This window comes from Marinobacter sp. LV10R520-4 (assembly GCF_002563815.1).
In the GTDB taxonomy this organism is placed as follows: Bacteria; Pseudomonadota; Gammaproteobacteria; order Pseudomonadales; family Oleiphilaceae; genus Marinobacter.
On sequence record NZ_PDJM01000001.1, the window covers coordinates 1181926 to 1208342 of the forward strand.

Annotated in this window: 23 protein-coding genes and 2 pseudogenes; 17 read left to right on the forward strand and 8 right to left on the reverse strand. The window is 53.6% G+C overall.

Features of this window, described 5'->3' with window-relative positions:
- Positions 1-155: 155 nt before the first annotated feature.
- Together ATG98_RS05595 and ATG98_RS22230 are read left to right on the forward strand one after the other, a co-directional pair.
- The gene (locus ATG98_RS05595) at positions 156-674 is read left to right on the forward strand and encodes an ADP-ribosylglycohydrolase family protein (protein ID WP_098422347.1); all 519 of its coding nucleotides are present in this window, start codon (positions 156-158) and stop codon (positions 672-674) included.
- Positions 653-886, forward strand: a pseudogene (locus ATG98_RS22230) (ADP-ribosylglycohydrolase family protein); the annotation flags it as partial. The gene ATG98_RS05595 and the pseudogene ATG98_RS22230, both read left to right, overlap by 22 nt.
- Here ATG98_RS22230 and ATG98_RS05605 read toward each other — a convergent pair.
- Positions 812-1278, reverse strand: a pseudogene (locus ATG98_RS05605) (transposase). The pseudogenes ATG98_RS22230 and ATG98_RS05605 sit on opposite strands and share 75 nt — an antisense overlap.
- A 358-nt stretch (positions 1279-1636) precedes the next feature.
- On the opposite strand from ATG98_RS05605, the gene ATG98_RS22235 reads away from it, so the two are divergent.
- The gene (locus ATG98_RS22235; protein ID WP_228706024.1) at positions 1637-1795 is read left to right on the forward strand and encodes a hypothetical protein; all 159 of its coding nucleotides are present in this window, start codon (positions 1637-1639) and stop codon (positions 1793-1795) included.
- Between the two features lie 4 nt (positions 1796-1799).
- On the opposite strand, the gene ATG98_RS05615 is transcribed toward ATG98_RS22235, so the two are convergent.
- The 3 genes from ATG98_RS05615 to ATG98_RS05625 are packed head-to-tail and all read right to left on the reverse strand — an operon-like array spanning position 1800 to position 3694.
- A complete protein-coding gene (locus ATG98_RS05615; protein WP_098422348.1) occupies positions 1800-2531 on the reverse strand; it encodes an LrgB family protein in 732 nt (243 codons plus the stop codon).
- Positions 2524-2892: a CidA/LrgA family protein gene (locus ATG98_RS05620; RefSeq protein ID WP_098422349.1), complete on the reverse strand. Its 369-nt coding sequence runs from the start codon at positions 2890-2892 to the stop codon at positions 2524-2526. Before ATG98_RS05620 ends, ATG98_RS05615 begins: the two co-directional genes overlap by 8 nt.
- 25 nt (positions 2893-2917) lie before the next feature.
- Positions 2918-3694, reverse strand: a complete 777-nt coding sequence (locus ATG98_RS05625; protein WP_218925837.1) for an FCD domain-containing protein — start codon at positions 3692-3694, stop codon at positions 2918-2920.
- A gap of 242 nt (positions 3695-3936) precedes the next feature.
- On the opposite strand from ATG98_RS05625, the gene ATG98_RS05630 reads away from it, so the two are divergent.
- From ATG98_RS05630 to csiR, 5 genes are all read left to right on the forward strand, one after another.
- Entirely contained in the window at positions 3937-4362 is a 426-nt protein-coding gene (locus ATG98_RS05630) for a GlcG/HbpS family heme-binding protein (protein ID WP_098422351.1), read from the forward strand.
- Positions 4363-4477: 115 nt separating this feature from the next.
- Entirely contained in the window at positions 4478-5965 is a 1488-nt protein-coding gene (locus tag ATG98_RS05635; protein WP_098422352.1) for an FAD-linked oxidase C-terminal domain-containing protein, read from the forward strand.
- The gene (glcE, locus tag ATG98_RS05640; RefSeq protein WP_098422353.1) at positions 5958-7016 is read left to right on the forward strand and encodes a glycolate oxidase subunit GlcE; all 1059 of its coding nucleotides are present in this window, start codon (positions 5958-5960) and stop codon (positions 7014-7016) included. Before ATG98_RS05635 ends, glcE begins: the two co-directional genes overlap by 8 nt.
- A gap of 15 nt (positions 7017-7031) precedes the next feature.
- Positions 7032-8240: a glycolate oxidase subunit GlcF gene (glcF, locus tag ATG98_RS05645; protein WP_098422354.1), complete on the forward strand. Its 1209-nt coding sequence runs from the start codon at positions 7032-7034 to the stop codon at positions 8238-8240.
- Between the two features lie 77 nt (positions 8241-8317).
- The gene (csiR, locus tag ATG98_RS05650; RefSeq protein ID WP_098421746.1) at positions 8318-9028 is read left to right on the forward strand and encodes a DNA-binding transcriptional regulator CsiR; all 711 of its coding nucleotides are present in this window, start codon (positions 8318-8320) and stop codon (positions 9026-9028) included.
- Between the two features lie 98 nt (positions 9029-9126).
- Here csiR and ATG98_RS05655 read toward each other — a convergent pair whose 3' ends face one another.
- The 3 genes from ATG98_RS05655 to dctP form a co-directional block, all read right to left on the reverse strand.
- Positions 9127-10446 (reverse strand): TRAP transporter large permease, encoded by a 1320-nt coding sequence (locus ATG98_RS05655; protein WP_098419855.1) that lies wholly within the window; start codon positions 10444-10446, stop codon positions 9127-9129.
- A 93-nt stretch (positions 10447-10539) separates the two neighbouring features.
- Complete coding sequence (locus tag ATG98_RS05660; protein ID WP_098419856.1) at positions 10540-11076, reverse strand: TRAP transporter small permease subunit; 537 nt, start codon at positions 11074-11076, stop codon at positions 10540-10542.
- Positions 11069-12088: a TRAP transporter substrate-binding protein DctP gene (gene dctP / locus ATG98_RS05665; protein ID WP_098422355.1), complete on the reverse strand. Its 1020-nt coding sequence runs from the start codon at positions 12086-12088 to the stop codon at positions 11069-11071. The genes ATG98_RS05660 and dctP overlap by 8 nt, the downstream gene beginning before the upstream one ends.
- Positions 12089-12438: 350 nt before the next feature.
- Between dctP and ATG98_RS05670 the strand changes: the two genes are divergently transcribed.
- The 7 genes from ATG98_RS05670 to ATG98_RS05695 all read left to right on the forward strand — a co-directional run bounded on the left by ATG98_RS05670 (position 12439) and on the right by ATG98_RS05695 (position 21187).
- A complete protein-coding gene (locus tag ATG98_RS05670) occupies positions 12439-13617 on the forward strand; it encodes an acyl-CoA dehydrogenase (RefSeq protein ID WP_098422356.1) in 1179 nt (392 codons plus the stop codon).
- A gap of 24 nt (positions 13618-13641) precedes the next feature.
- Entirely contained in the window at positions 13642-14865 is a 1224-nt protein-coding gene (locus ATG98_RS05675; protein ID WP_098422357.1) for a CaiB/BaiF CoA transferase family protein, read from the forward strand.
- Between the two features lie 45 nt (positions 14866-14910).
- Positions 14911-16356, forward strand: a complete 1446-nt coding sequence (locus ATG98_RS05680; protein WP_098422358.1) for an NAD-dependent succinate-semialdehyde dehydrogenase — start codon at positions 14911-14913, stop codon at positions 16354-16356.
- Positions 16357-16386: 30 nt separating this feature from the next.
- Positions 16387-17658, forward strand: a complete 1272-nt coding sequence (locus tag ATG98_RS05685; RefSeq protein WP_098422359.1) for an aspartate aminotransferase family protein — start codon at positions 16387-16389, stop codon at positions 17656-17658.
- A 73-nt stretch (positions 17659-17731) separates the two neighbouring features.
- A complete protein-coding gene (locus tag ATG98_RS21800) occupies positions 17732-17884 on the forward strand; it encodes a hypothetical protein (protein ID WP_179888057.1) in 153 nt (50 codons plus the stop codon).
- Positions 17885-18419: 535 nt separating this feature from the next.
- Positions 18420-20018, forward strand: a complete 1599-nt coding sequence (locus ATG98_RS05690) for a methyl-accepting chemotaxis protein (RefSeq protein ID WP_098422360.1) — start codon at positions 18420-18422, stop codon at positions 20016-20018.
- 263 nt (positions 20019-20281) lie between these two features.
- On the forward strand, positions 20282-21187 hold the full coding sequence (locus ATG98_RS05695; RefSeq protein WP_218925838.1) for a PAS domain-containing protein: 906 nt from the start codon (positions 20282-20284) through the stop codon (positions 21185-21187).
- A gap of 21 nt (positions 21188-21208) precedes the next feature.
- On the opposite strand, the gene ATG98_RS05700 is transcribed toward ATG98_RS05695, so the two are convergent.
- A complete protein-coding gene (locus ATG98_RS05700) occupies positions 21209-22534 on the reverse strand; it encodes an RNA-guided endonuclease InsQ/TnpB family protein (protein WP_098419864.1) in 1326 nt (441 codons plus the stop codon).
- Between the two features lie 29 nt (positions 22535-22563).
- On the opposite strand from ATG98_RS05700, the gene ATG98_RS05705 reads away from it, so the two are divergent.
- Positions 22564-25260 carry an ATP-binding protein gene (locus tag ATG98_RS05705; protein ID WP_228706251.1) on the forward strand — a complete coding sequence of 899 codons (2697 nt, stop codon included), beginning with the start codon at positions 22564-22566 and terminating at the stop codon, positions 25258-25260.
- 7 nt (positions 25261-25267) lie between these two features.
- On the forward strand, positions 25268-26353 hold the full coding sequence (locus tag ATG98_RS05710) for an HD domain-containing phosphohydrolase (RefSeq protein WP_098419866.1): 1086 nt from the start codon (positions 25268-25270) through the stop codon (positions 26351-26353).
- Positions 26354-26417: the final 64 nt, after the last annotated feature.

Consider the following 26417-nt stretch of genomic DNA (forward strand, 5'->3'; position numbering starts at 1 on the left):
TCGCAAAATTTTGCCTTGCACCCGCGTCTTGGTGGGCTGAAGTTCACCCTAAAAAAGCACTGCGCCTAGCCAGCCATTAACGCCGGCACCGCCTTACAAAGATATGTATTCTTGGGCGATGGATTCTAAGCATATAGGTTATTTATGGAAAAGTAATGTACGCGTTTCACAATAAGCGCGGCACACGGATCAACGCCCTTGCTGGCGGCTGGGTCGCGGACGCAGCCAGCCTTGGTCTACACTGGTTGTACGACAGCCTGCTGGCCAGTGAAGGGGCTCTGGATATCCGCGATTGCCAGCGGCGCTTTCTCGCTTTCTTTGGCCCCGGCGGCCTCTGGCAGGGTTATATCGACAACCCGACCCGGGTCACTCTGAACAACCTGAACACCATCGAACAGAAAGCCATTGAGCAGGCGCAATCGACCACCACTGCCGAACTGACCGGTGAACCGAAGCGAGTGCTGGTGCAGGAGGTTTTGCCCTACACCCGGCGCCTGAGCGGCGGTCAACTGGCTGCTCCGGTCCGTAAGGCTATCGGCCTTACCTACCAGGAACCGGAGATACAGAAAGCAGGCGTTCACCTGGCCCGGACCATCGACCGTCACCTGCTGCCGGAAAGTGGCGCCGACGACATGCAACTGCCGGCAGTCTCCAAATTGCCGCCACTGTGGTGACCAGCTATTGCGGCCAGAGCAACCTGATGGATGTCACAGAAGCCACTGTCCGGGTGACCAATCACAACGACGAAGCCGTGGCCTGGGCAAGGTGCGCAGCGCGACTTCTGGACCATCTGTTCCGGGGCAAGCCCCTGTCAGCGGCTCTGGACGCGGCCAGCCAGGAAGCACCAGACCCTAATCGGCAGCCAAAGAAATGCGCAAGCCAATGACACGATGCTCTCGTAATGACGAGTCAGTTTGTCATATCGGGTGGCGACGGCCCGATAATGCTTGAGTCTGGCAAACGCGTTCTCCACCAGATGTCTGAGCTTGTACAACGGCCAGTCGAGTCCCTTGTTGCCCTTGATCGGTCCGAGTCGGTTGTCAGCCCACTAAAGAGCTTTTCCCAGATGCCTTTTTTCGACCAGTAATTGAAGACTTTGTAGACAGAATTCCATTTGCCGAAAGGGTCTGGCAGATCTCTCCAGGGCACACCGGTCCGCATTCTGAATAGAATGCCTTCGACTGTTTTGCGCAGACCTGCCTTGTTATACAGACTGAATTGAAGCAATATTTCTCTTAGCTTGGACCACAACTCCTCTGTGAGCATGTATCTGGGCATTGCGGGCTCATATGATTGTTGTTTCGGAACTTCATCATACGAGCTTGCTCCTACCTTTCAAAGGCTTACGAGCAATTGTCAACAGACCCTAGTCTAAACATTACAAAGAGATGCACCTTATAAAAGATATATTTGATGTGCATTTGTATAATTATGATATTGTTGTACATTTATTAAGTTAGCTCAAGATTGCTGTGCAATTGTTTGCTAAGAACTACGCGCCCAGAGCATCATTCATGGACGGAATTCCTCGTTATGAGCGACATTGAATTTTCTGTGCTGGAAGCGCAGCAAGACATCCATGAGATGATCGCTCGGCAAAAACCGCTGGAACAGACTCTGGAGGCGATCGCTCATTGTGGAGAAAACCGCCACAGATCACCGAATTGCCGCCATCGTTCAGGGCGTGATCACCATGGCTCACCACATGGACATGACGGTGGTGACGGAAGGGCTCAGGCAACTAACCAGCGAGCCCAACCTGACCGGTGTAGCACTGGTTATAAGATTGACGTAACGAGTCAGCCAAGTACACCCGTAATACTCAACAGCCAGGGCAGAAAAACCGAGTAAAGAAAAGCCGACAGCGCCATGGCAAGACCAGAGAATGCACCCATCTGAGCGCTGACCTGAAAAGCCCGCGCAGTGCCGATACCGTGGGATGTCATACCCATGGCAATGCCTTTCACGCTGTCATCCCGAATGCCAATCAGGTCGAACAGTTTGGAGCCGATAACGGCGCCAATAATACCGGTAACCACCACCAAAGCCGCTGTTAGGGAAGGCAGGCCTCCGATCTGTTCCGATATCGCCATGCCTACCGGTGCCGTTACCGACTTGGGGGCCAGCGACAACTGGGTTTCAAGGCTGGCGCCCAGCAGTCGGGCAATGGCCACCGAGCTGAACGCGCCAACAACCACGCCGGTTACCAGCGCCACGGTGACCGGCAGCCAGACCTGTTTCAGCTTGTTGAATTGCTGGTACAGAGGAATCGCCAGCGCCACAGTGGCGGGGCCCAGCAGAAAGTGAACGAATTGGGCGCCATCAAAATAATCGTCGTAGGACGTGTCTGTCGCCAGCAGAAACAGGATCAGTGCCGTAACCGACGTAACCACCGGGTTCAATAAAGGATTTAAACCCGAGCGAATATAAAGGCGGTGCGCCAAACTGTAGGCCACCAAGGTCATGGTTAGGCCCAGCAGGGGTGACGCAGACAGATAAACCCATATTCGGGTCAGGTCTGGTTCAATCATGGTTCGCTTCTCGCCTGGCCGTTAACCGGGTTACCCACTGCATCACCAGAGCGGTGACCGCCATGGTGATAATGGTGCTGAGCAACAGGGTGACACTGATGGGCAACCACTCGTTGCCAAGGCGATTAAAGTGAACAATAAGCCCCACCCCGGCTGGCACGAACAGCAGCGAAAGATGGCCCAAAAGGGCAGTAGATGCGGGTTCAACGGCCTTTGCCATCCCCCCACGTATCATCAACGTGATAAACAGCATGACCATGCCCATCACCGGGCCAGGCACCGGCAATTCCAGCAACCGAACACTCACTTCGCCTGCCAGCTGGTAGATCAGTAGCAGAGTGATTCCATTAATTAACTGCATTGGATATCATCCAGGAATATCAAAATTAGCGAACGGCGGATGGCGTAATTGAAGATCGGATCAACCCATTCTCCTGCGTTTCGATGGCTCTGAGCGCTTCAGCAACATGAGCCACATGCGCCATAGCCGCCTTTTGAGCCCACTTGGCTTGCCGGCTGATGACCGAATGGTAGATCTGGCGGTGATGTTTGTCGATCTGCTGCTTGAATGCATCCCGGTGGCTAAGGTTGGCCACCGACGCCCGCACCGAGTTCAACATAAGGTCTTTCAAGCTGTTGAGCACGTGAATCAGCACCGGATTATGGCAAGCATTCACAATGGCCCGATGAAAGGCATGGTCAAGGTCCGCATTGGTGAGCGGGTCGGCTTTCTCCATTGCTTCGAAGGCTTTGGTAATCTGGTACTGGTCTTTTTCTGTGGCGCGTTCTGCCGCCAGATACGCAGCTTTCCCTTCCAGTTCCTGGCGCACCTCGAACAGATCGTAAAGGGTGCGGGAGTGCTCCATGAACATCTGCATCAAGGGGCTGTGGTCCGCAGGCTCCGGCACCATATGCGACACGAAGGAACCTTTGCCGTGCTGTGTTCGAATGATGCCCCTGCCCTGAAGCTCATGAAGGGCTTCCCGAACGATGGCGCGAGAAACCCCAAAGCGGCTTGCCAACTGCCGTTCGGAGGGAATCATCTGCTCCGGCGCAAGACTGCCGTCGAGAATCAGTTGTTCAAGGCGGTACGCGACCGCCCGGGACATGGGAATGGGTTTTTCCTGCATCACTGAAATTAACTGGTCAGACCAGTTCTCCATAGAAAAAATTTAATCTTAAGGAGTAGTACGTATGCTCAAGAGTATGGCTGATGCTTGTCAGATTAACCACAAAACTGGTCTGTCCAGTAAGTTAATCACTGGACTTAAATCCTGTTTCGAATTAAGTATGACTGATAAATTCATTCTGCCGAATCTGGTGTACGGTTGACGGCTGGCACCTAAGAAAATCAAGGCCGCTACGCTTGATAGCGGCCAACTTAACCGCTTAAGGAGAATACAAAATGATCACACTGAAAAGACTGGACCAGAAAGACGCTCGCCTGTTGATCGAAGGCGCCGCCGCCAAGGCTCGGGAAATCGGCATCCCGATGTGCATCGCCATCACCGACGAGTCCGGCAACCTGATCGCTTTTGAGCGTATGGATGGCGGCAAAATCAGTAGTGTCATCGTCGCTCAAGACAAGGCTTACACCGCCGCTGCGGCCCGCAAGGCGACCCACGATTACAACGCTGCCTGCGTACCCGGCAACCTGGTATTCGGTATTCATACTTCCCAGGGTGGGCGTTTGTGCGTGGTCGGTGGCGGCCTGCCCGTTGTTGTGGATGGCGAGGTAGTCGGCGGCATTGGCCTGAGCTCCGGTACACCGCAACAGGATATGGATTGTGCCCAGGCCGGCATTGATCACCTCAATTCTGGTCGTGCGTAGCACTTCATATTAAGAAGCCCATCACTGTGAAAAGAACTTTACGCTGAGTAAAACGTATTTACAGACAGAACTGCCTCGTAAACAGGACTGCCCCATATCGGGCCGGAGTCGCGTAATGAACACTGACAGCAAACCGTTAAACACTGCAGCCAGCAAGCCTGGCAAAGCCGAGCTGGCAAAGATGTTTCGGGAATTTATTGATCCACAATTCGTCATTACCGACGAAGAGACGCTCAAGCCTTACGAGTGCGACGGCCTGTCAATGTATTGCGTAATGCCGCTATTGGTCGTGCTGCCAGAGACCGTTGAACAGGTGCAACAGGTAATGCGCCTATCCCACCAGTACGGGATTCCGGTGGTTGCCCGCGGCGCAGGCACCGGCCTGAGTGCGGGCGCCATGCCCGACGCCGGCGGTGTAGTGTTGTCGCTGGCCAAGTTCAACCGCATTCTGCACATTGATCCGCTTGCGCGCTCGGCCCGCCTGCAATCCGGCGTACGTAACCTGGCCATTAGTGAAGCCGCCGCCGACTATGGTCTTTACTACGGCCCAGACCCATCCTCCCAGATCGCCTGCACCATCGGCGGCAATGTGGGTGAAAACTCCGGCGGAGTGCATTGCCTTAAATACGGGCTTACCACCCACAACATTCTAAGCGTCGAGATGGTTACCGTAGACGGTGAGCGTGTGGTGATCGGCAGCGATGGCCTGGACACCTGTGGCATGGACCTGCTGGCGCTGATTACCGGCTCTGAAGGCCTGCTGGGCATCATTACCGAAGTACAGGTAAAACTGCTGCCAACCCCGGAAATTGCGCGGGTCGTTATGGCTGGATTTGGCACGGTTGATGAAGCAGGCGCGGCCGTCGGCGGCATTATTGCCCAGGGCATCATCCCCGCCGGGCTGGAAATGATGGACAGCCATGCCATCATAGCCGTGGAAGCCTTTACCGGCGCGGGCTACCCGGTGGAAGCCGCCGCTCTGCTGCTGTGCGAGGTTGACGGTACCAAGGAAGAAGTACAGGAACACATCGAAAAGGCCGAAGCCCTGTTCCGGGATTTTGGCGCCACCTCCATTCGTACCTCAAAAGACGATGCCGAACGGGCTCTAATCTGGAAAGGCCGCAAGAACGCTTTTCCTGCCATGGGCCGGATTTCTCCGGACTACTACTGCATGGACGGCACTATTCCCAGGGCGCACCTGGGTCAAGTACTGAACGAAATGCAGGACATGTCAAAACGATTTGGCCTGCGCGTCGCCAACGTATTCCACGCCGGTGACGGCAACCTGCACCCGCTGATCCTGTTTGATGCCAACAAAGAGGGCGAACTGGCGCGCGCAGAAGCCTTCGGCAGCGACATCCTCGAGCTCTGCGTTAAGGTGGGCGGCTGCATTACCGGCGAACACGGCGTTGGCGTGGAGAAAATCCGCCAGATGCCCATGCAGTTTACTGACCCCGAAATTGAACAGCTCAATGCCGTCAAAAGCGCCTTCGATCCCCAGGGAACCCTGAACCCGGGCAAGGGTGTACCCACCCTGCGCAATTGTCAGGAATACCGAGCCATTAACGCCAAACCACAGGCCCCGGAAGTACAGCATGCCTGACATCACCAAGCACCTTCAGCAACAGATCAGCGAAGCCCGTAACCAAGGCCATAAACTGGCCATCGTGGGCGGTGGCAGCAAGCAGTTTATGGGTCGCAAGATCAACGCCGAGCAACTGGACGTTGGCGGCCATAGCGGCATTGTTGACTACCAGCCGCTGGAGTTGGTTTTAACCGTCCGCGCCGGCACGCCGCTGAGCGAAATCGAAACCGCACTGGCTGAGAAAAACCAGATGTTGTCGTTCGAGCCGCCATACTTTGGCGACCGCTCCACCATCGGTGGCACCCTGGCCTGCAACCAGTCCGGCCCGGGTCGCCCCTGGTGGAACTCGGTGCGTGACCAGGTGCTGGGCGTCAACCTGATTAACGGCAAAGGCAAGAGGCTGCGTTTTGGCGGTCAGGTGATGAAAAACGTTGCGGGCTACGACGTCTCACGCACCCAGGCCGGCGCCATGGGCACGCTTGGCGTCATGACAGAAATCAGCCTGAAGGTTTTACCCAGACCGGCAATCACCCTGACCCTGTCACGGGAAATGGAGCATTCCGAAGTCATACGTTTTATGAGCGCCCGGGCCGCCGAGCCCAAGCCTTTGTCCGGCGCCTGTTGGCTTGATGGCACGCTGTATTTACGACTGTCCGGCGCCCATTCTGCGGTGGAAGCCACGGCCAAGCAGTGGGACATACCGGTGATGGCGAACGGCGACACTTTCTGGCAACAATTGCGCGACCAGCAATTAGCGTTCTTTGCCGGCGAGCAGCCGATGTGGCGCTTTTCTATAAACTCCACCGCAGCAACGCCATCGTTAAAAGGCCCCTGGCTGCTGGACTGGGCTGGCTCCCAGCGCTGGTACCGAGGCGATGGCGAAATGGCGACCATGGAAGCCCATGCCGAGAAAGCCGGCGGACAGGTCAGCCTGTATCGCGGCGGTGACCGCACCGGCGAAGTCATGCACCATCAGCAGCCCGCCCTGCAAGCCATCCAGAAACGACTGAAACATTCCTTTGATCCAGACGCCCTGTTCAATCCCGGGCGGCTCTACAGCTGGTTGTAACCTAGCAGGTGCTCAATGAAGACCAACCTTGTTGCTGAATTTCAGAACACTGCGGAAGGCCTGGAAGCCGAATCCATATTGCAGGCATGCGTCCATTGCGGCTTTTGCACCGCAACCTGCCCGACCTACCAGGAACTCAATGACGAGCGTGACGGCCCCCGGGGCCGCATCTATCTGATTAAGGAAATGCTGGAAGGCGCCGAAGTCACCAGCAAAACCCGCGACCACCTGGACCGCTGCCTGACCTGCCGCGCCTGCGAAACCACCTGTCCCTCCGGTGTTCAATACGGCCGCCTGGTGGATATTGGCCGTGGCGTGATTGAGGAAAAACTGGAACGCCCGCGTAACGAGCGATTAATGCGGCTAGCATTACGCAAAATACTGCCTTACAGCAGCCGGTTCGGACCGTTGCTGGCGCTTGGGCAAACGTTCAGGCCCCTGCTGCCAGAGGCCCTGAAATCCAAGGTACCGCCGCGACGTAAAGCGTCGCCCTGGCCCACGGCCAGCCACCCTCGGGTAATGATGGGGCTGGCCGGTTGCGCGCAATCCTCCGCTGCCCCCACTACCAATGCGTCAACGGCGCGGGTGCTGGACAAGCTTGGAATTACTCTGATAGAGGCGCCGAAAGCCGGATGTTGCGGTGCCGTCAGTTATCACCTGTCGGCCCATGAGGAAGGTTTAAACTTCATGCGCAACAACATCGACGCTTGGTGGCCAGCCATTGAAGCCGGTGCCGAGGCCATTGTGATGACAGCCTCCGGTTGTGGCGCCATGGTGCAAGACTATGGCCACCTGCTTCGCGACGACCCGGTGTACGCCCAAAAAGCCAAGCGCGTCAGTGAACTGATGAAAGACATCAGTGAGGTCTTGCTGGCCGAAGATTTGGGTAAGCTCGATTTACAGGCATCCGCCGACAAAATAGCCTTCCACTGCCCCTGCACCCTGCAGCACGCCATGCAGAAAAATGGCCTGGTGGAACAGGTGCTGACAAAAGTCGGTTTTAACCTGGCCAAAACCAAAGACAAACACCTGTGCTGCGGTTCCGCAGGCACCTACTCGATCATGCAACCGGAAATGAGCCAGAAACTGTTGAAGAACAAACTCGCAGCTCTGACCCTGGACCAACCCGACCGCATCGTCACCGCTAACATTGGCTGCCAGCTGCATCTGGAAACCAAGGCCCAAGTGCCGGTACAGCATTGGGTGGAACTGCTGGACCGGTGAGCCCACGCCATTGCTTTCAATCGAATTATGTTATGATTTGAGGTCAATTTTTCGAACCTGTTAACCATGAATCAACCATGAATCCGAACACACGCCAAGAAGAGCTGGCGGATGTCAGAGAGAACCTCGGTGTCCGCGCTTACAAGCTGCTAAAGAATGACATTATTAAGGGCCAGTTCCGCCCCGACGAGAAGCTACGTATGAGCATCTTGAAGGAGCGCTACGACCTTGGCATAGGGCCGCTACGTGAGGCCTTGTCGCACTTGGTAGCCGAGCAATTAGTCGTGGCCATCAGCCAGAGAGGCTATCGCGTTTCTCCTATGTCGCTTGCAGAATTGCATGATATTTACGATGCGCGTGCAGAGCTGGAAGCCATGATGCTTGGCTTGGCGATTGAGCGGGGTGATGACAACTGGGAAGCGGAGATACTGGCCCGAAACCATCAGCTCGCGAAAGTGAGCGAAGCCCATACCCCCGGCTCACTGCTGGAAGTATGGGATACCCGCCACAGCCAGTTTCACGCCGCTCTGGTTTGCGGCTGCCGTTCCCCTCAGCTAATGAAAGTGCGCGACGGGCTTTTTGATAAGGTTCAGCGCTATCGCCATGTCTGGTTGAAAGAAACCGTTTTTTCCAGCGAGGCGTTAGAAAAAAAGCGCCAGGAGCACGCTGCGCTTGTGGAGGTTACTCTTGCACGCCGCAAAGAAGAGGCCGAAAAGATGATGCGCGAACACCTGATGACGCCTGTGCCGATTATTACTGCAGTCATGAGGCAGCAGGATATTGCCTGAAAACTGCATTCTGAGACAGTGGCCAAGTACAAAAAAAGGGGAGAACAATGTTGTTCTCCCCTTTTTTTGTACTACCTGTGGAGCAGACAATGCGTTTGTTAGAACAACAAACCGGGTAGCCACAGCGCAATGGCCGGAAAAGCCACAACCAGTGCAAGGCCAATAAGCTGCAAACCGACGTAAGGCAGCGCCGCGTAATAAATATCCACAATGGTGATGGATTTAGGCGCCACCGATCGCATGTAAAAGAGGTTGTAGCCGAAGGGGGGCGTTAAATACGCTGATTGCATGCTGAGGACAAACAGCACCGCAAACCAGGTGGTATCAAAACCCAGATCGCGCACGATCGGCACGTAAATCGGGATGGTGATGAACAGGATGGCAAAGTCATCCAGAAACATACCCAGCACGAAGAAGGTGGACAGCATTATAATGATGACAACATAGGGTGACAGCGAGAACGCATCGATCAAGTCACTGACAATCATGTCAGCACCTAACCCCATATAAATTCGACTGAAAAATACCGCCGCTATCGCAATCCACAACAGCATGCCGGTAATTTTTGTCGTGGTCAGCATAACGTAACGCAGCAAACTCCAACTCAATCGCCCGTGCATGGCTGCGATGAGGAGTGCTCCGGCAGCGCCTACCGCAGACGCCTCAGACGGAGACGTTACACCACCAATAATGCAGCCCAGTACCGTTGTGACCAGAATACCCGGGGAGATAAGGTGGCGCAGAGAGATAAACTTCTCTTTAGCGGTAAAGCGCTCTTCCACCGGCGCTGCGGGACCGAGTGCCGGGTTCAGGCGGCAGCGTATCAGTATGTATGCCATATAAATGCCCGCCAGCATCAGGCCCGGCATCAAACCCGCGGCGAACAACTTGCCCACAGATTCCCGTGCCAGAAAGGCATAGACGATCATCACCACGCTCGGCGGGATCAAAAAGCCGAGTGCCCCGCCGGCCATAATAGTGCCAGTAGCCAGCTTTTTGTCGTAACCGCGTTTAAGCATTGCAGGCAGTGCAATGATACCCAGGCTTACGGTCGCCGCACCCGAGACGCCAGCCATTGCAGCTATAAGGGCACAGATCAAAACAGTACCGACACCAAGACCGCCAGGAAGTCGGCCCATCAGTTTGTGTATCATCTCAAAAAGATCGTCAGTGATCCCTGAGCGCTCCAGCACCAGTCCCATAAATATGAACAAAGGGAGTGCAACCAGCAGAAAGTTGTCCATAGTGCTGAAGGCTGACGAGAGCAGAAACTGCAGCCCGCCAGGGCCGAACATCAGATAGGCACTGCCCATGCCTGAAATCATGAGTGCCCAAGCCAAAGGAGCACCGATTACCATCAGCACGATCATGGAGCAAAACATGATGGCGGTGATGGTAATGGGGTCTAAATTTGTCATCGGAAAAGCCCTTTCAGGGTATACCTGAATGTGTTTCTTATTGCGTCACAATTTAACATCATGGCGTTGCCTGTCTTGCCGAGGGAGCCTTTACTATTCGCTCGTGTCACTTCTCGGATCGTCAAAAGGCACGCCCGAAAGGCGGACTAAGGCACGAACAAGCTCTGCTATGGACTGCAGGATCAGAAGTCCGACAGCAACAGGGATTGTTGCTTTAATAGGCCATACCAATGGACGCCAGATGCTGCTGTTGGAGTATTCGCCGATCAGCCATGAGCGGTATGCGAACTCAACCGCCATTTTGAAAAACACGGCCAGAACGAGAATGCCTAACGTGTACACAATCACGTCGCAGAAGGCCTGCCCGCGCAATGGAAATAAACGATAGATAACGTCGCTGCACACATGCTGTCGATGAAGCAACGTGTAACTTCCGGCCATAATGCTCAGCGCGCCGAAAAACATCGTTGCCAGCTCGTGCCCCCACACAGTGGGGGCGTTGAAAATATAGCGAGCAGCGACTTCATACAGCAGTACACCGATGATACCTAACGTCAGCCAGGAGGTGGCTCGGCCGATCCATTCGGAAAGCCCATCCTGGAAACGAAGATAGCGGGTAATCTTACTCACTGAGGCGGCCTTTCGCTTTGGCGTTCTGGATCAGGATTTCCACGGCGCGGGCGTTGCGCTCAGAGCGGGCAGCTTCTTCTCTCCAGATGGGAAGGGACGCTTCTGCCAAATCACGGGAATCTTCTTCTGACAAAGTGGCAAATTCAAACAACGTGCCTTCGTCGATAAGGCGCTGATTGCCTTCTTCCAGCCAGTTGTGGACGTCAAGCAGGTATTGATCAAGCTCTGTTTGAAGAATCTGCTGTTGCTCGTCGCTCATCTTCTCCCAGGTACCCGGGTTAATAAGCAGGTTTTCTGTCCAGCCCGGATTGAGAAGATTCAGGTCGGTGTAGTAACCGGCTACCTCGTTAATCCGCAGCTGCTCGTACTCGACCGGGCCACCATAAACAGCGCCGTCGATAACGCCGGTCGAAAGAGCGATATAAAGCTCTTCGCCTGGAATGAAGGCCGTTGGAATATCAAACTTCTGCAATACCGTGGCAATAGAACTGGTGGCTCGGATACGCATATCGCCAAGATCTTCGAGGCTGGTGACCGGCTTAGTCGTCACCAGGCCGTAATCACTGCCGAAGCCGCGTCCGATCAGCTTGACGCCTTTTTCTTCGTAGGCTTCTGCAATTATTTTATCCAACCCCTGGTTGGCGAAAATATCGCGGGCTTCTTCCACGCTCACCCAGGCGCCTGGTAAGCCGGCTTCAATGGTGCCGATACCCACCGTACCCGGCCAATAGCTGCCCACACCGTGAGCAATACTGATGCTGCCCTGCGCAACGGCTTCCACAAACTGATCACTATCGACCAGTTCACCGCCACGGAAAAACTGGATCTGGAGAGAACCATCACTGGCTTCTTTGACGCGGTCGCTTAAGTCAGCGGCGATTTGGTCAACTTCTGTGCCGTAAAACGTATGCATACGCAGACGCATCGTTTCAGCGTAAGCCGCCTGGCTGGCAAGCACGGAAACCGCAAGGGAGGTGGCAAGAACGCTTTTCACGAATACTGAGAGCTTCATAACAGGAACCTTTTTGGAAAGAATGTTGTTGTTTGTTGTCGATGCACAGGGGTATCCAGAACACGTTGCGTGGGTTCAGTGTAGACCCTTGTAAACTAAACATGCCATAAAATTTCGACGAATCCCAAAAATATCCACATTATTTAGCCATTAGAATAAGTCGCTTTTATAGACAGTCTATTCCTGTTTTCTGTAGCTTTGCACCAGACGGTGTCATGTCCACTTGATGGTAAAGAGCTCACGCCGGTTTTGCGCACGCAAAAATATTTTGACGTTTTGATAAAATGTAGATATTTTGATTGGATGCTTTTTGCACACCCACCGCCGTTATCTGTTTAGGAGTTTTGACGATGAGCCATTTTAATTGGGACGACCCGCTATTGCTGGAACAGCAGTTAACCGATGAAGAGCGCCAGATTCGCGACGCTGCCCATGACTACTGCCAGGAAAAACTCCAACCGCGTGTTCTGTCAGCGTTTCGCGAGGAACGTTTTGACCGCGAGATCATGAGCGAGATGGGCGAACTCGGCTTGCTGGGTGCAACGGTATCACCGGAATACGGTGGTTCGGGCGTTAATCACGTTTCTTATGGATTGATTGCGCGCGAAGTTGAGCGCGTTGACTCCGGCTACCGTTCGGCCATGAGCGTGCAGTCATCGCTGGTGATGTACCCCATCGAAGCTTATGGCTCGGAAGACCAGAAGCACAAGTACTTACCCAAACTTGCCAGCGGCGAACTCGTTGGCTGTTTCGGTCTGACAGAACCAGACCACGGCTCCGACCCCGGCTCGATGATTACCCGTGCTGTGAAAGTGGACGGTGGCTATTCTCTCACCGGCGCCAAAATCTGGATCACCAACAGTCCGATTGCCGATATCGCAGTGGTATGGGCAAAATCCGCTGCCCACGACAACCAGATTAAAGGCTTTATTGTTGAACGCGGCACCAAAGGATTCAGCACGCCGAAAATCGAAGGCAAAGTGTCTCTTCGTGCATCGGTTACCGGCGAGATCGTGCTGGATAATGCGTTTGTACCAGAAGAGAACTTGCTGCCGAACGTCAGCGGCCTGAAAGGTCCGTTTGGTTGCCTGAACAAAGCCCGCTTCGGTATCGCTTGGGGCGTAATGGGCACGGCTGAATTCTGCTGGCACGCAGCGCGTCAGTACACCCTGGACCGCAAGCAGTTTGGCCGTCCATTGGCAGCTAACCAATTGGTTCAGAAAAAACTCGCCGACATGCAGACCGAGATCACCTTGGGCTTGCAGGCAGCGTTGCAGGTGGGTCGCTTGATGGATAGCGGCAACTGGGCACCAGAGATGGTGTCGCTGATCAAGCGCAATAACTGTGGCAAGGCGCTGGACATCGCTCGTCAGTCCCGTGACATGCACGGCGGCAACGGCGTTTCCGACGAGTACGGCGTGATTCGCCACATGGTGAACCTGGAGTCGGTGAACACCTACGAAGGCACCCATGACATACATGCGCTGATTCTGGGCCGTGCTCAAACCGGGATTCAAGCTTTTTTCTGATTTTTCTAACGGAAGGTGTGCACCATGGCAGGTCCCTTAACAAAGTTGCGCGTACTTGATCTTAGCCGAGTGTTGGCTGGCCCATGGACTACCCAGATTCTGGCGGACATGGGGGCCGAGGTCATCAAGATCGAAAAGCCCGATAGCGGCGATGATACGCGCCACTGGGGGCCGCCTTGGCTCAAGGCCGAAGATGGTCACGAAACCCGCGAGTCTGCTTATTACCTGGCGGCCAATCGCGGTAAGCACTCACTAACGGTGGATATCAGCCAACCTGAAGGTCAGGAGTTGATTCGCGAGCTCGCTTGCCAAAGCGACATCCTGGTCGAGAACTTCAAAAGCGGTGGTCTTGCGAAGAAGGGGTTGGACTACGCCACGCTATCGGCACTTAACCCGGGCCTGATCTATTGCTCGATCACAGGCTTCGGGCACACCGGGCCTATGGCAGAAATGCCGGGTTACGATTACCTGATTCAGGCCCAGGGCGGACTGATGAGCATTACCGGGGCGGCAGACGGCCAGCCTGGCGCAGGCCCCAAACGCGTTGGTGTGGCGGTGGCGGATTTAACCACCGGCATGAACGCCACCATCGCCATACTGGGCGCGTTACACCACCGGACGCAAACAGGTGAAGGGCAGCATATTGATATAGCGCTACTGGATGTACAGGTGAGCTGGCTCGCCAATCAGGCGCAAAACTACTTCTGCAGTGGCAAACCCCCGGTACGTACCGGTGACTACCACCCCAACCTTGTCCCCTATCAGCCATTTCCCACTTCTGACGGCCAGCAGATCATTATTGCCATCGGAAATAATGGGCAATTTCAGCGCTTCTGCGAGATCATTAATCATAGTGAGCTTGCCCAAGATGCGCGTTTTGCAACGAACTCCGAACGAGTGAAACACCGCGTTGAGCTCATTGAACTGTTGGTGAACGTGACTAAAACACGCACGCTCAAACAGTGGACAGTGCTTCTCAACGAGTTTGGCGTACCCTGCGGCCCGATTCAGGATATCGCCCAGGTATTCGATGATCCTCAAGTCCAGGCGCGCGGAATGCAGATAACACTCGATTCCGCTCATGGCCCGGTGAAAGGGGTGGCCAATCCGATCAAGTACTCGAAAACGACGCTTGAATACCACAAAGCTCCGCCAGCGCTGGGGGAAGATACCGACGCAGTGCTTGAGCGTGTGCTGCAAAAGTCCGCCAGTGAGATAGACGCGCTAAAAACAAAGGGCGTGGTTTAGCACCCGAAGCGTTTGCCGGCTTGAATAATGACAAAGGAAAAGACCATGGAAACCTTGCCCGATATTTTAATACCAAAAGCCTTTATTGGCGGTGAGTGGCGCGATGCGAAGACGCATTTTTCTGTCACAAACCCAGCCAATGACAAGGTATTGGCAGAAATACCCGATTTAGGCCGCGAAGAAACGCTTGAAGCCGTAGCAGCGGCAGAAGCCGCCTGGCCGAACTGGAAGCGGCGAACCGCCAAAGAACGAGCGAACCTCTTGCGCGCCTGGTTTGAAGCCATCATGGCTCACCAGGAAGACCTCGCCCGGCTGATGACCTTGGAACAAGGCAAGCCAATTGCGGAGTCACGGGGTGAGGTTGCCTACGGGGCCTCCTTCGTGGAGTTCTACGCTGAAGAAGCAAAGCGTATGGCCGGAGAAACCTTGCAAAGCCACGGTGTTGATAAGCGCATTCTGGTGTTTCGCGAATCAATCGGCGTTGTAGCGGCGGTAACGCCCTGGAACTTCCCGCTGGCGATGATTACCCGCAAATGCGCCCCGGCGTTAGCCGCAGGCTGCACAGTCGTGATCAAACCCGCAGAAGCGACACCCCTGACAGCTTTGGCGCTTGTTCGTTTAGCGGAACTTGCCGGGCTTCCTGCCGGCGTCATTAACGTGATCACGGCCAGCCAGCCGGCCGCCGTAGGCGATGTCTTGACCACCGATCCCCGCGTACGCAAATTTTCGTTCACAGGTTCTACGGCGGTCGGCAAAAAGTTACTCGCCCAGTGCGCGGGTACTGTTAAAAAAGCGTCCATGGAATTGGGTGGCAACGCGCCATTTATCGTGTTTGATGATGCCGATCTTGATGCTGCGGTGGAAGGTGCCATTGCTTCAAAGTACAGAAATTCCGGGCAGACTTGCGTCTGTACCAACCGTTTTCTGGTTCAGTCCGGCGTTTATGACGCCTTCATCGAAAAGCTTGCAGCACGCGTCAAACAGCTAAAAGTTGGCAATGGATTGGACGCAGGTGTCTTGCAAGGGCCGCTGATCAACCAAGCCGCGGTTGAGAAAGTCGAAGCACATATTGCTGATGCACTGGAAAAGGGCGGGCGTTTAATATGCGGCGGCAAAGCCCATGCTCTGGGCGGCACCTTCTTTGAGCCAAGCATCATTGCAGATGCGACAAGTGACATGCGTGTGGCCCAAGAAGAGACCTTCGGCCCTTTAGCACCGGTATTCCGCTTTGACACCGACGAACAGGCCATCGCTATGGCGAATGCCACAAACTCTGGTCTGGCCGCTTACTTTTACGCAAAAGATTACCGGCGTATCTGGCACGTTATGGAAGGGCTGGAGTACGGCATGGTGGCCGTGAATGAGGGTATTCTGTCAACGGAGCTGGCGCCTTTTGGCGGGGTGAAAGAGTCAGGGCTCGGCCGTGAAGGTTCCCGCCACGGATTAGACGAGTTTACTGAACTGAAATACGTGTGTGTGGGCGGCCTCTAAGCATTGCTCCCGACTGATAGGGAAAATTTGATGAATAACGCACAATTGAACGAATTGAAACAGAAGTATGTAGCCAACGGCGCGGCCAGCCCCGCCACACAGTTTGCGGATCGGGCAGAGAATTCTGTGATTTGGGATGTGGATGGCAATCGCATTATCGACTTCGCCGGTGGTATCGGGGTATTAAACATTGGCCATTGCCACCCGAAAGTTGTGGCGGCGGTACAGGCCCAGGTAGCAAACCTGATGCACACGTGTCAGATCGTGATTCCCTACGCCGGGTATGTACAAGTTGCCGAGAAACTGAGCCAGCTGGCTCCGGTGCGCGGCCACGGCAAAGTGATGCTGGTGAACTCCGGTGCGGAAGCTCTGGAGAATGCGGTCAAGATTGCGCGGGCAGCGACAGGTAAAAACAACGTCATCTGCTTTGACGGCGGATACCACGGCCGCACGCTTTTTACGATGGCAATGAACGGTAAAGTGGCTCCCTATGCCGGCGATTTTGGCACCATGCCGGGTAACGTGTTCCGTGCGCCCTACCCGGTGCCGTCTCTTGGCGTCAGCGAAGAAGAAGCGATTCGCAGATTGCACACAACGCTAAAGACCGATGCTAACCCACGCGACACAGCCGCGATCGTTATTGAACCGGTTCTGGGCGAAGGTGGTTTCCATCCCGCACCAGCGAGCTTCCTCAAAGCGATTCGCGAAATCTGCGATGAGCACGGCATGCTGATGATCGTTGATGAAGTTCAGTCCGGTTTTGGCCGTACCGGTAAAATGTTCGCCATTGAACACAGCGGCGTACAGCCCGACCTGATAACAATGGCAAAAAGCATGGCAGCAGGCATGCCTATTTCTGCGATTGTGGGTACTGACAAGTACATGGATGCCTCTGGCCCAAACTCGCTGGGCGGAACCTACTCTGGCAGCCCCGCATCCTGCGCAGCCGTATTGGCCGTGCTTGAGGTGTTTGAAGAAGAAAACATTCTGGCGCGAAGCATGGCTCTGGGCGAGAAGCTTGGGCAGCGCTTCACACAATGGCAGGAGCAGTTTGCCAGCGTTGAGAATGTGCGTCACTTGGGTTCTATGGCGGCCTTCGATCTGGTCACAGCAGATCATAAACCAAACGCGGAACTGACGGCGGCCATGTGCAAGCTGGCGCGCGAGAAGGGATTGATCCTTATTGCCTGTGGCTTTTACGGCAACACGCTTCGTTTCCTGATGCCGGTCACCATTGAAGATGAGGTACTCGAAGAGGGCCTAGCAATCGTTGAGGCATGTCTTGCGGAGCTTGCGGCTTAAGCTCTCGCACCTATACAAGCTATTCCAGCGTTAACTATCCGGCTATAATAGAGACATTTCCCGGAGGCAAAACATGAGCATGTCTGAAAGAGGGAGTGGCACCAGTGTTTACTCATGGAAGATCTCGGCGGTGCTGTCCGTAGCTTCTTTCATTGGCGCAGTGGTCAGCTTCGGCGATGTCTCGCCAATTATCACAGGCTTGATGTTACTGGCGGCCGTTGGTTAGGGTTTTACTGCCAGAGACAACAAGCGCGAACTGGACAAAGGCGAAGCTTAACAGCGTTACTTATGCGCCAGACCTGAACAATCAGCGCCCCTGAAGCCTCGTTGTTGCCGGCATACTCCTCGGTTCGGCCTAAAGATTTTGAAATCGAGATTATTTTCCTACTAATCATTGGGGAGTGCCCGCCCTCTGACAAAGTGCGATAGTCGAACACTTATTTACTAATGCCCTGCTGATCCTGCAACCAGAATCTCCCCGATATAACACTTAAATTTCTTTTGAAACCACTTATCCGAATTCTGCACAAAATACCTCATTACTATCCGAATTCTGCAGAAAAAAACCCAGAAAACGCCCGGAAATCTTGAAAAAAAATAACTTTCCCTTTTTAATCATAACCCTAAAGAAGAGAAAATAAAAAACATAAAGTTATTCAGAAAGCTCCTTTGTTTCCTGAAATAACAAACTGATGCATGCTCATGCTCGTAAGTGAAGCTAACAATAATTCTTCAAACTTCGTTATAAGAGAGATGCAAACGTGCGCGTGAACCACCCTGTCACCCATCGAAGTGTGCCTGTCAGTTTTGGCGCGAACATTCTGTCTACCACCAACCCGAAAGGGCAGATCACCCACATTAACGACGAATTTATCGATATCAGTGGATTCTCGCGGGAAGAATTGATTGGGCAACCGCACAACATTATTCGCCACCCCGATATGCCCAGGGCGGCTTATGAAGAAATGTGGCGCCGGTTAAAATCAGGGAACACCTGGCTTGGTGCGGTTAAAAACCGGTGTAAGAACGGTGACCATTACTGGGTTCAAGCATATGCAATACCCGTTACTGGGAAAAACGGCGAGATTCTTGAGCTGCAATCCATTCGCTCGCAGCTATCACCTGCAGCAGAGGCACGGGCAGAAAAACTTTATGCCACCCTGCGCAAGACTCAGGCCACCAAAGGCCCAGTGGTGGCGCCCAAGCTCCGCAGAGCAATGCCCCTGCAACTTAAACTGATTCTCGCCATGGCTGTCATTATGGGTGGCGCAGGGGCTGCCCAGTATTTTATGGAAACCTGGTACTCCGCCTTTGGTGTATGGGTTGCCGCCTCTGTTGTCAGCGCAGCCGCCATTAGCGGCTTTACCAGCCCACTGAAGAGATGTGTTCAAAGAGCCAGGGGCATGATTAACGATACGGTAGCCGAGAAAATCTTTACGGGTCGTGTAGACGATATCGGCAGTCTTGACCTGGTGATTGCCCAGCAGCGCGCCGAGCTTGATGCCGTTGTTAAACGTATGGACGACGTTATCGGCAAGCTTAACAGCGGCGCTGAGAACACTATTTCCCGGAGTAACGATGCTCATTCTGCGGTTCGCGAACAGGCTACAGCAACCGATACCATTGCCTCAGCAAGCGAGCAGATGTCTGCCACATCTAAAGAGGTTGCCAGCAATGCAACCGGTATGCTCGAGCAAGTTCGATTGGCCAGCGAGCGCGTTGCCAGCGGACAGGCTCTGACCCGGGAAACCCGCCACAGTATGGACGCCCTATCCAAGGAGCTTACCGAGGCATCGCATGCTGTCGGGCAACTTACCGAGGCCAGCAAGGGGGTCAGTCAGGCGCTGAGTATAATTGGTGACATCACTGAACAAACCAACCTTTTGGCTCTCAATGCGTCGATTGAAGCGGCCAGGGCCGGGGATGCCGGCCGAGGCTTTGCCGTAGTCGCAGACGAAGTTCGCAGCCTCGCGTTGCGAACCAAAACGACAACTGAACAGATCAATGCCACCCTCGGCCGCTTTCACGAGACTGTTTCCAATGCGACCCAGGCCATGGGGCGTTGTGACAGCTATGCACAAAGGACGGTCGACAATGCCATCAGTTCCGAGAGCACCTTGTCGGAGCTTGTTACCTTTATAGAGCGTATCTCCGAAGCCTGTGACGGCACATCGGTTGCGGCAGAGCAACAACACAACGCCTCCGGCGAAATTTCCGGAAAAATTGTCAGCATTAATGACCTGGGTGAAACGGCAATGATGGTGGTCAAGGAGGCTCAGGAGTCCATGCACGAATTGAAACGACAGATCGGTGAAGTTGGTGGATTGGTTTCCCGGCTGAGAGGGCGCAACAGCGCCTGATGGTTGGCCGAATGATTGACATCGGGATTGTCGGGAGTACAGAAACGGAAAGCTGGTTGAAACGGCAGCGGGACTCCCTGCTTTCCTCAGATTTCAACTGTCGGTTCTCATCGATAACGGCTCCCCTCGAAGCGACGAAGCCACCCGATATCTGGCTTATTGATGCCGACGGTTCCGAAGCGCTGCCCTTGATAGACGTAATAACCCAACTGTACGCCAATGGCGGAATGGCCGGCGCCCAGATCATAGTTGTCGGAAAATCGATGACAACCGAATTAGCCAGCGCGGTAATGGCAGCGGGAGCCAGACGCTTTCTGGTCAAACCGCTCACATCCCGAATGCTGGCCAGTACCTGTCAGGAGCTGGGCATTTCTCACTCACTGATGGCCAGAACCGCCCTGATTGTTGAAGACCGGCAAGCAACCTATGAGGTAATCCGGGAACATTTTTCCACCCGGTCTATTGAGTCATTGCAAGCAGGCTCTATTCAGGCGGCATTCGACTTGCTCAGAAAGCGCGATTCCGATGTCATCGTTATAAGCCATTACAGCGACTTAATGAGCTATCATAAACTTTCTAAATTGCTCCGTTTTTTCCCGGATAGCTCGGGCATACCCGTTATTTTCACGACCGACGACATTACCGATAGCGAAGCTAGGGACTTCCTGAGCCTGACTGGAACCAACATCCACTACGCAACTAATGCCGAGCTGCCCAGGCTTATCCATGAGTTGACACATCAACAGGTCGGGCAAGCAACATCGGGTGGGCGAATCTATGACATCCTGCACAAACGAGAACAGGAACACTTTGCACTGAACCATCACGCCATAGTCAGTATGGCTGACAGCGCAGGGCAAATTACCGAAGTTAACCGACATTTTTGTGACACCAGCCAATATTCTGAGACAGAACTGCTCGGCCAGAATCACCGCCTTCTAAAATCCGGCTGTCATTCACCCGATTTTTACAGAGACCTGTGGAAAACGATATCCCGGGGCGAAATCTGGAAGGGTGAGATCTGCAACCGCGCTAAAGACGGCAGTCTCTATTGGGTCTCATCAACGATCGTCCCCTTTCTGGACAGTAGGCAGCGCCCGTACAAGTACATTGCTATTCGCAAAAACATCACCCACGGTGAACTACCAACACTAAATCGAAGATTTTGAATTGGCATCTGGGTAAACCTACTACGCGGCGATCTGATGCGCAGTATTTTCCCTTCTAATAACGATGGATTTGTGTGGTATCAAATCCATCATTATGGGGTTGGACACGCACCCCTTACAGGCTAGCCCTAAGGCCTCACCCGTTGCTTTTCTCAGGATATTAAGAGCACCGTTAATGTCGGCGTTTATGATCCCGTGTTTGCTTTGATACAGCCCTCGGCGGATTCGCTTTCCGCTGAATAGTGGTAAGACGTTTTTGGGTTTTTCACCGTAAACCGGCAGGAAGTCATTATCCAAAGCGGAGGCTTTGGAAGTGTACGACTCTTCCTGAATAACGGTGGTGATGCCCAGCCCGTGGCACTTATATTGGATTTGAGACATCAGGGTGGCATGCGGAATACCGACAAATTTCTGGTTGTTCACGCGGCCAATGTTGACCTCTTGCTTCCAGTGTTTGTTATAACCGATGACCAACGTCCCGATGTTGTTCTCCAGGCAATAAGCGATCACCTTGCTGGACGCTCTGTGCAACAGGTCTTTTATCCGGCGATTGCGTTTGTTGGTCACGGCGCGAATGTGGGCGTATTTGCCTTGGGAGCGAAGTTTGGCCACACGTTTGTTGTACCAGGCATTGATCGATTTCAGCGCTTTACCGTTGATCAGAACAGGGCGAACGCCCGGCTGATCGGTTGCGAGTGCGATAAGATTGTTGATGCCTAAATCGATCCCGGCCTTGCGGGATGTGTCGAGAAGACGGCAGAAGCGACCCGCCTCCACAATCTTTGATTCGTTGTAAACGATTTCGATAATGAAGCAGTTGCCCTTGGGTACAATTCTGACCTCAAGCGCAACGGTGTCGCCGACAGCCGCGTTCCATTTTTGTGAAAACCGAAACTGCGTTTTGATCGGTGGCAACACGTCGCTGGCAAAATACAACGTGCCGTCGACAAACTTGAAACCGTTTCGGCCGATGTGCACGGTGGCCGCTTTGTGGGCGTAACCGGGTTTCTTCGGCTTGGACTTGAAGTTGGAAGGCGTCTTCTTGTACGCCCGCAGAGCCGCAAAATAAGAGGTCCATTCCTGGCCGACAATCTGAGTGCTTCGCTGGGCGATGGCTGATGGAAGCTTGGTGTACAGTTCCGAGTTGTTTCTCTTCAGCCATTTATCAGCGTCGCGATGCGACAGTCTCTGATCTTTGCCGTCCGGATGGTGCTGCATCAGATAAGAGGTGGCGTTCTTAATTCGGCGAACAATCTGAGTGCAAACGCTGGCCCCGCGAAACGCCTCATGATTCTTTCGAATGAGGATTTGCTGGGTGCGAATGTGGGTTGATTTCTCGTTGTTCATGTTGATAATATTAGGACTTGAAATAATTGGTGTCAATCATTTATACAGTGAAATTTACCGACGAAAAGAAGCCACAATTCGTGTGCACATCGAAAACCAAGATCGATCCAAATAGACGCTATCCATCCAACACTAAATCAGAGATTTTGAATTGGAATTCCGCTCATTTCGTTAAAACGGCTGAACACCGAGTGAAACTGCACGGCCAGCTTGCAAGACTGGTCAGCGAGGCCAGCGCTCACGCTCTTTCCGGCCACTGGGCAAGTGCCCCAGAAACACTCCAGTCCGCGCTGCAACCCCTTTGCGGGTTTCTTGGCATTCATCATGTATCCATAAGGCTTCGCCAGAACGATTCACTTGTTGCGAACTGGCGACAATTTACGGGCGGCTCCAGTAATGATACTCCCCTTTCAATTACAAGCTTTGACACAACTGAAGGCCGAAGTCCGAGAGTTGACGGCGATAAAATTGAAACTCAACTATGGAAAGATCAGACAGCACTTGGATCACTAGAACTCCTCGCACGGCAGAGTACCCTGACTGACGCTTTCTGCGATCAAGGTTTGATCGATATACTTGGCAGTGTTATTTCCCATTCATTGGCCCGCTGGCTCTCCGAGTTCGATCAGGAACAGGATAGGGAGAGGCTTCATAAAGCCCAGGCGTTTGCAAACATTGGTACCTGGGAGTGGAACCTTGAAACAAACGAAATGGTCTGGACAGAAATCATTCCAGTACTTTTCGGTTACCCTGAAGGAGGCTTGGAAACATCCTATGCAAACTTTATGGCCGCTGTTCATCCTGATGACCGCGCAGACGTTGAGGCCGGAATAGCAGCCGCGATTGAATATGACGAGCCCTATCGGGTTGAGCATCGAGCGGTATGGCCCGACGGCACGGTGAGATGGCTTCTGGAAACGGGGGCGGTAGTCCGGAGCGATGATGGCACTGCAAAACAAATGCTAAGTGTTGTTGAGGACGTAACGCAAGTTCATGAAGCGGAGCAGCAACTGGCCAACCAAGCCAGCCTGTTGAACATGCTTCATGAGTCCCTCACCACGTTCATTCGTGAGGGAAAATTTCGAGCCACCCTTGACACCATGCTGGAGAGCCTGCTGGAGCTGACCAACAGCGAATTTGGCTTTCTGGCCGAGGTACTTCAGGACGGAGAGGAAGCTCCCTATCTTCGGGTCCAATCCATTACCAATCTCCCTTGGAGTTTGCCCTCGGAAGAAATGTGCAGCCGGGTTGGAACAGATAGATTCGAGCTTCCCGGCCTAGATAACGTCATGGGCGAGTTAATCCGAAACAAGAAAGTTGTGAGTGTCGACGAAACTCGGTCAGTGGAACTGTTCGCGGGGCTCCCGGAAGGGCACCCCGAAATAAGGACGTTTCTCAGCGTGCCAATCCTGGTCGGCTCCGACCTGGTCGGGGTTTTCGCCATTGCAAATCGTGATTCCGGTTACGACCAGTCACTGATCAGTTTTTTACAGCCCTTTACCACAACTTACGGCGTGATCATCAACTCTCAGCGCATGATTGATATGGAGGGCAACAATCGCAAGAGCTTGGTTCGAGAAAAACAGAGGGCAGACCAGGCAAACCGGGCAAAATCCGAATTCCTCTCCAGCATGAGCCATGAATTGCGCACGCCATTAAATGCCATCCTGGGCTTTGGCCAGCTACTTGAAAGCGATGCAGCGCTGAATGAAGACCAACAGGACAGCGCCAACGAAATCCTGTCCGCTAGTAACCACCTGCTCGCGCTTATCAACGAGGTACTGGATCTTGCAAGGATAGAGTCGGGTAAACTGGATCTATCACTCGAAACCATACACGTGCGCGCAATCATTGACGAAGCGCTCATGTTGATCAGGCTATCCGCTGAAAAACGTGGTATCCAGATTTCTATCAGCAACATGGCAAACCTCCGGGTCACCGCCGACTGGACCCGCTTGAAACAGGCGTTGTTGAATCTTCTCTCCAATGCCGTCAAATACAATAGAAGTGAAGGTAGCATCCTGATCGAGGCGAAACCCCACGGAACTGCCTGGGTCGATATTCGGGTTACAGACACTGGTCCTGGCATCCCGGAGTCCCGAATACCTGAACTGTTCCAGCCGTTCAACCGCTTGGGTGCAGAACTTAGCCACATCGAAGGTACTGGCATAGGGCTATCACTGACCCACCGGCTCGTCGAGTTGATGGGGGGCAGCATTGGGCTCACAAGTGTCGTTGGCGAAGGCTCTACATTCTGGATCCGCCTGCCGGTTGAGCAAGGGCATACGAGCACTAACGCCGAGCCATCAATCAATTCCGGCCAAAGCAAAACTCTATCTGGCGAGCAAACGGTCACCAAAAACAAGTCCATTCTCTATATTGAGGATAATCCGGCGAACTTGAAGCTTGTTGAAAGAATTGTCCAGCGGCAACCCGATTTTTCTCTGATTTCTGCGACCACCGCCGAAGAAGGGTTAAACCTGGCAAGAACCTGTCAACCCGACCTCATTCTTCTCGATATCAATCTGCCGGATATGAATGGCTACACAATACTACATAAGTTAGAGACACAGGCTCCTCCGAACAATGCCCCTGTTATCGCCCTGACGGCAAGCGCCATGCACTGTGAAGTTCGGAGAGGGAAAAACGCCGGTTTTGATGACTATCTGACTAAGCCGATCAATATTGCAGAATTAACGAACACGTTTAAAAAATACTTGGGATAACCGACTCATGTCCGCCTTTTTAGAAATAAATCTTCACCAACAAAGCATTTTTATTGTCGATGACGAACCGGCAAACCTGAAGCTTTTGGACAAAATCCTCACGTTTGCAGGCTACACCAATCTGACGTTGATCAGCGATCCGCGCCAAGTTATTCCAGCCTACCACGAGCATCGTCCTTCACTGATTCTTCTGGATCTGAATATGCCAGGCGTCGACGGATATCAAGTTATGAAGCAGCTAGGTGACTTGGGTGATCCCATCGTGCCTCCCATTATTATCCTGACAGCCCAGAATCAGCAGGACTATCTGCTTCGCGCTCTGGAAGCCGGAGCCAGGGACTTTATCAGCAAGCCATTTGATCGCCGGGAGTTGCTAATGCGCGTTCACAATTCTCTGGATGCGCATACTGCCCATCGGCTGGTGCACAACCAGAAAGTTCACCTGGAAATATTGGTGGAAGAGCGCACACAGGAATTACGCGAGAGCAGACTGGAAATCATTCGACGGCTTGGACATGCGGCGGAGTGGCGGGATGAGGAAACGGGGAATCACATTATAAGAATGAGCAAGATGTGCGCCCTTCTTGCCAGTAAAGCGGGCTGGTCTGAAGAGCAATGCGACTTGATCCTGCAAGCCAGCCCGATGCATGACATCGGTAAAATTGGCATTCCCGACGCTATCCTGTTGAAGCCCGGAACGCTGGACCCGCAGGAATGGCAAACCATGAAAACTCATCCCAAAATCGGCGGACGGCTGCTGGAGGGCAATAACAGCGAGCTTCTGGTACTGGCCCGAGAGATTGCCCTTAATCACCACGAAAAGTGGGACGGGAGTGGCTATCCAGGCGGACTACGAGGTGAAGATATTCCTCTCTCCGGAAGAATTGCCGCACTGGCCGACGTATTCGATGCGTTGACGTCGGCACGCCCCTACAAGAAAGCCTGGCCGGTAGAAGATGCAGTGGAATTGGTCCGGGAAAACCGAGGGACACACTTTGATCCGGAGTTGGTTGACCTGTTCCTGGCCGATGTTGCCAGCTTTGTAAAAATCATCGATGTCTATCAGGACCAGCCGGACCACTTATGCCAATGACTTCCGAAAACCTGATCTGGATGATCAATGCGATTCCCGATGCAGTCATTCTCATCAATCAGAA

Bases quoted from the DNA above. Each gene is read 5' to 3' on its own strand.
- ATG98_RS05595 (WP_098422347.1), top strand. From the start codon at position 156: ATGTACGCGTTTCACAATAAGCGCGGCACACGGATCAACGCCCTTGCT.
- ATG98_RS05655 (WP_098419855.1), bottom strand. From the start codon at position 10,446: ATGACAAATTTAGACCCCATTACCATCACCGCCATCATGTTTTGCTCC.
- ATG98_RS05670 (WP_098422356.1), top strand. From the start codon at position 12,439: ATGAGCCATTTTAATTGGGACGACCCGCTATTGCTGGAACAGCAGTTA.
- ATG98_RS05695 (WP_218925838.1), top strand. From the start codon at position 20,282: ATGACAACCGAATTAGCCAGCGCGGTAATGGCAGCGGGAGCCAGACGC.
- ATG98_RS05685 (WP_098422359.1), top strand. From the start codon at position 16,387: ATGAATAACGCACAATTGAACGAATTGAAACAGAAGTATGTAGCCAAC.
- ATG98_RS05620 (WP_098422349.1), bottom strand. From the start codon at position 2,892: ATGCAGTTAATTAATGGAATCACTCTGCTACTGATCTACCAGCTGGCA.
- ATG98_RS05675 (WP_098422357.1), top strand. From the start codon at position 13,642: ATGGCAGGTCCCTTAACAAAGTTGCGCGTACTTGATCTTAGCCGAGTG.
- ATG98_RS21800 (WP_179888057.1), top strand. From the start codon at position 17,732: ATGAGCATGTCTGAAAGAGGGAGTGGCACCAGTGTTTACTCATGGAAG.
- ATG98_RS05710 (WP_098419866.1), top strand. From the start codon at position 25,268: ATGTCCGCCTTTTTAGAAATAAATCTTCACCAACAAAGCATTTTTATT.
- ATG98_RS05680 (WP_098422358.1), top strand. From the start codon at position 14,911: ATGGAAACCTTGCCCGATATTTTAATACCAAAAGCCTTTATTGGCGGT.
- csiR (WP_098421746.1), top strand. From the start codon at position 8,318: ATGAATCCGAACACACGCCAAGAAGAGCTGGCGGATGTCAGAGAGAAC.
- dctP (WP_098422355.1), bottom strand. From the start codon at position 12,088: ATGAAGCTCTCAGTATTCGTGAAAAGCGTTCTTGCCACCTCCCTTGCG.
- ATG98_RS05630 (WP_098422351.1), top strand. From the start codon at position 3,937: ATGATCACACTGAAAAGACTGGACCAGAAAGACGCTCGCCTGTTGATC.
- ATG98_RS05625 (WP_218925837.1), bottom strand. From the start codon at position 3,694: ATGGAGAACTGGTCTGACCAGTTAATTTCAGTGATGCAGGAAAAACCC.
- ATG98_RS05635 (WP_098422352.1), top strand. From the start codon at position 4,478: ATGAACACTGACAGCAAACCGTTAAACACTGCAGCCAGCAAGCCTGGC.
- glcE (WP_098422353.1), top strand. From the start codon at position 5,958: ATGCCTGACATCACCAAGCACCTTCAGCAACAGATCAGCGAAGCCCGT.
- ATG98_RS05700 (WP_098419864.1), bottom strand. From the start codon at position 22,534: ATGAACAACGAGAAATCAACCCACATTCGCACCCAGCAAATCCTCATT.
- ATG98_RS05615 (WP_098422348.1), bottom strand. From the start codon at position 2,531: ATGATTGAACCAGACCTGACCCGAATATGGGTTTATCTGTCTGCGTCA.
- glcF (WP_098422354.1), top strand. From the start codon at position 7,032: ATGAAGACCAACCTTGTTGCTGAATTTCAGAACACTGCGGAAGGCCTG.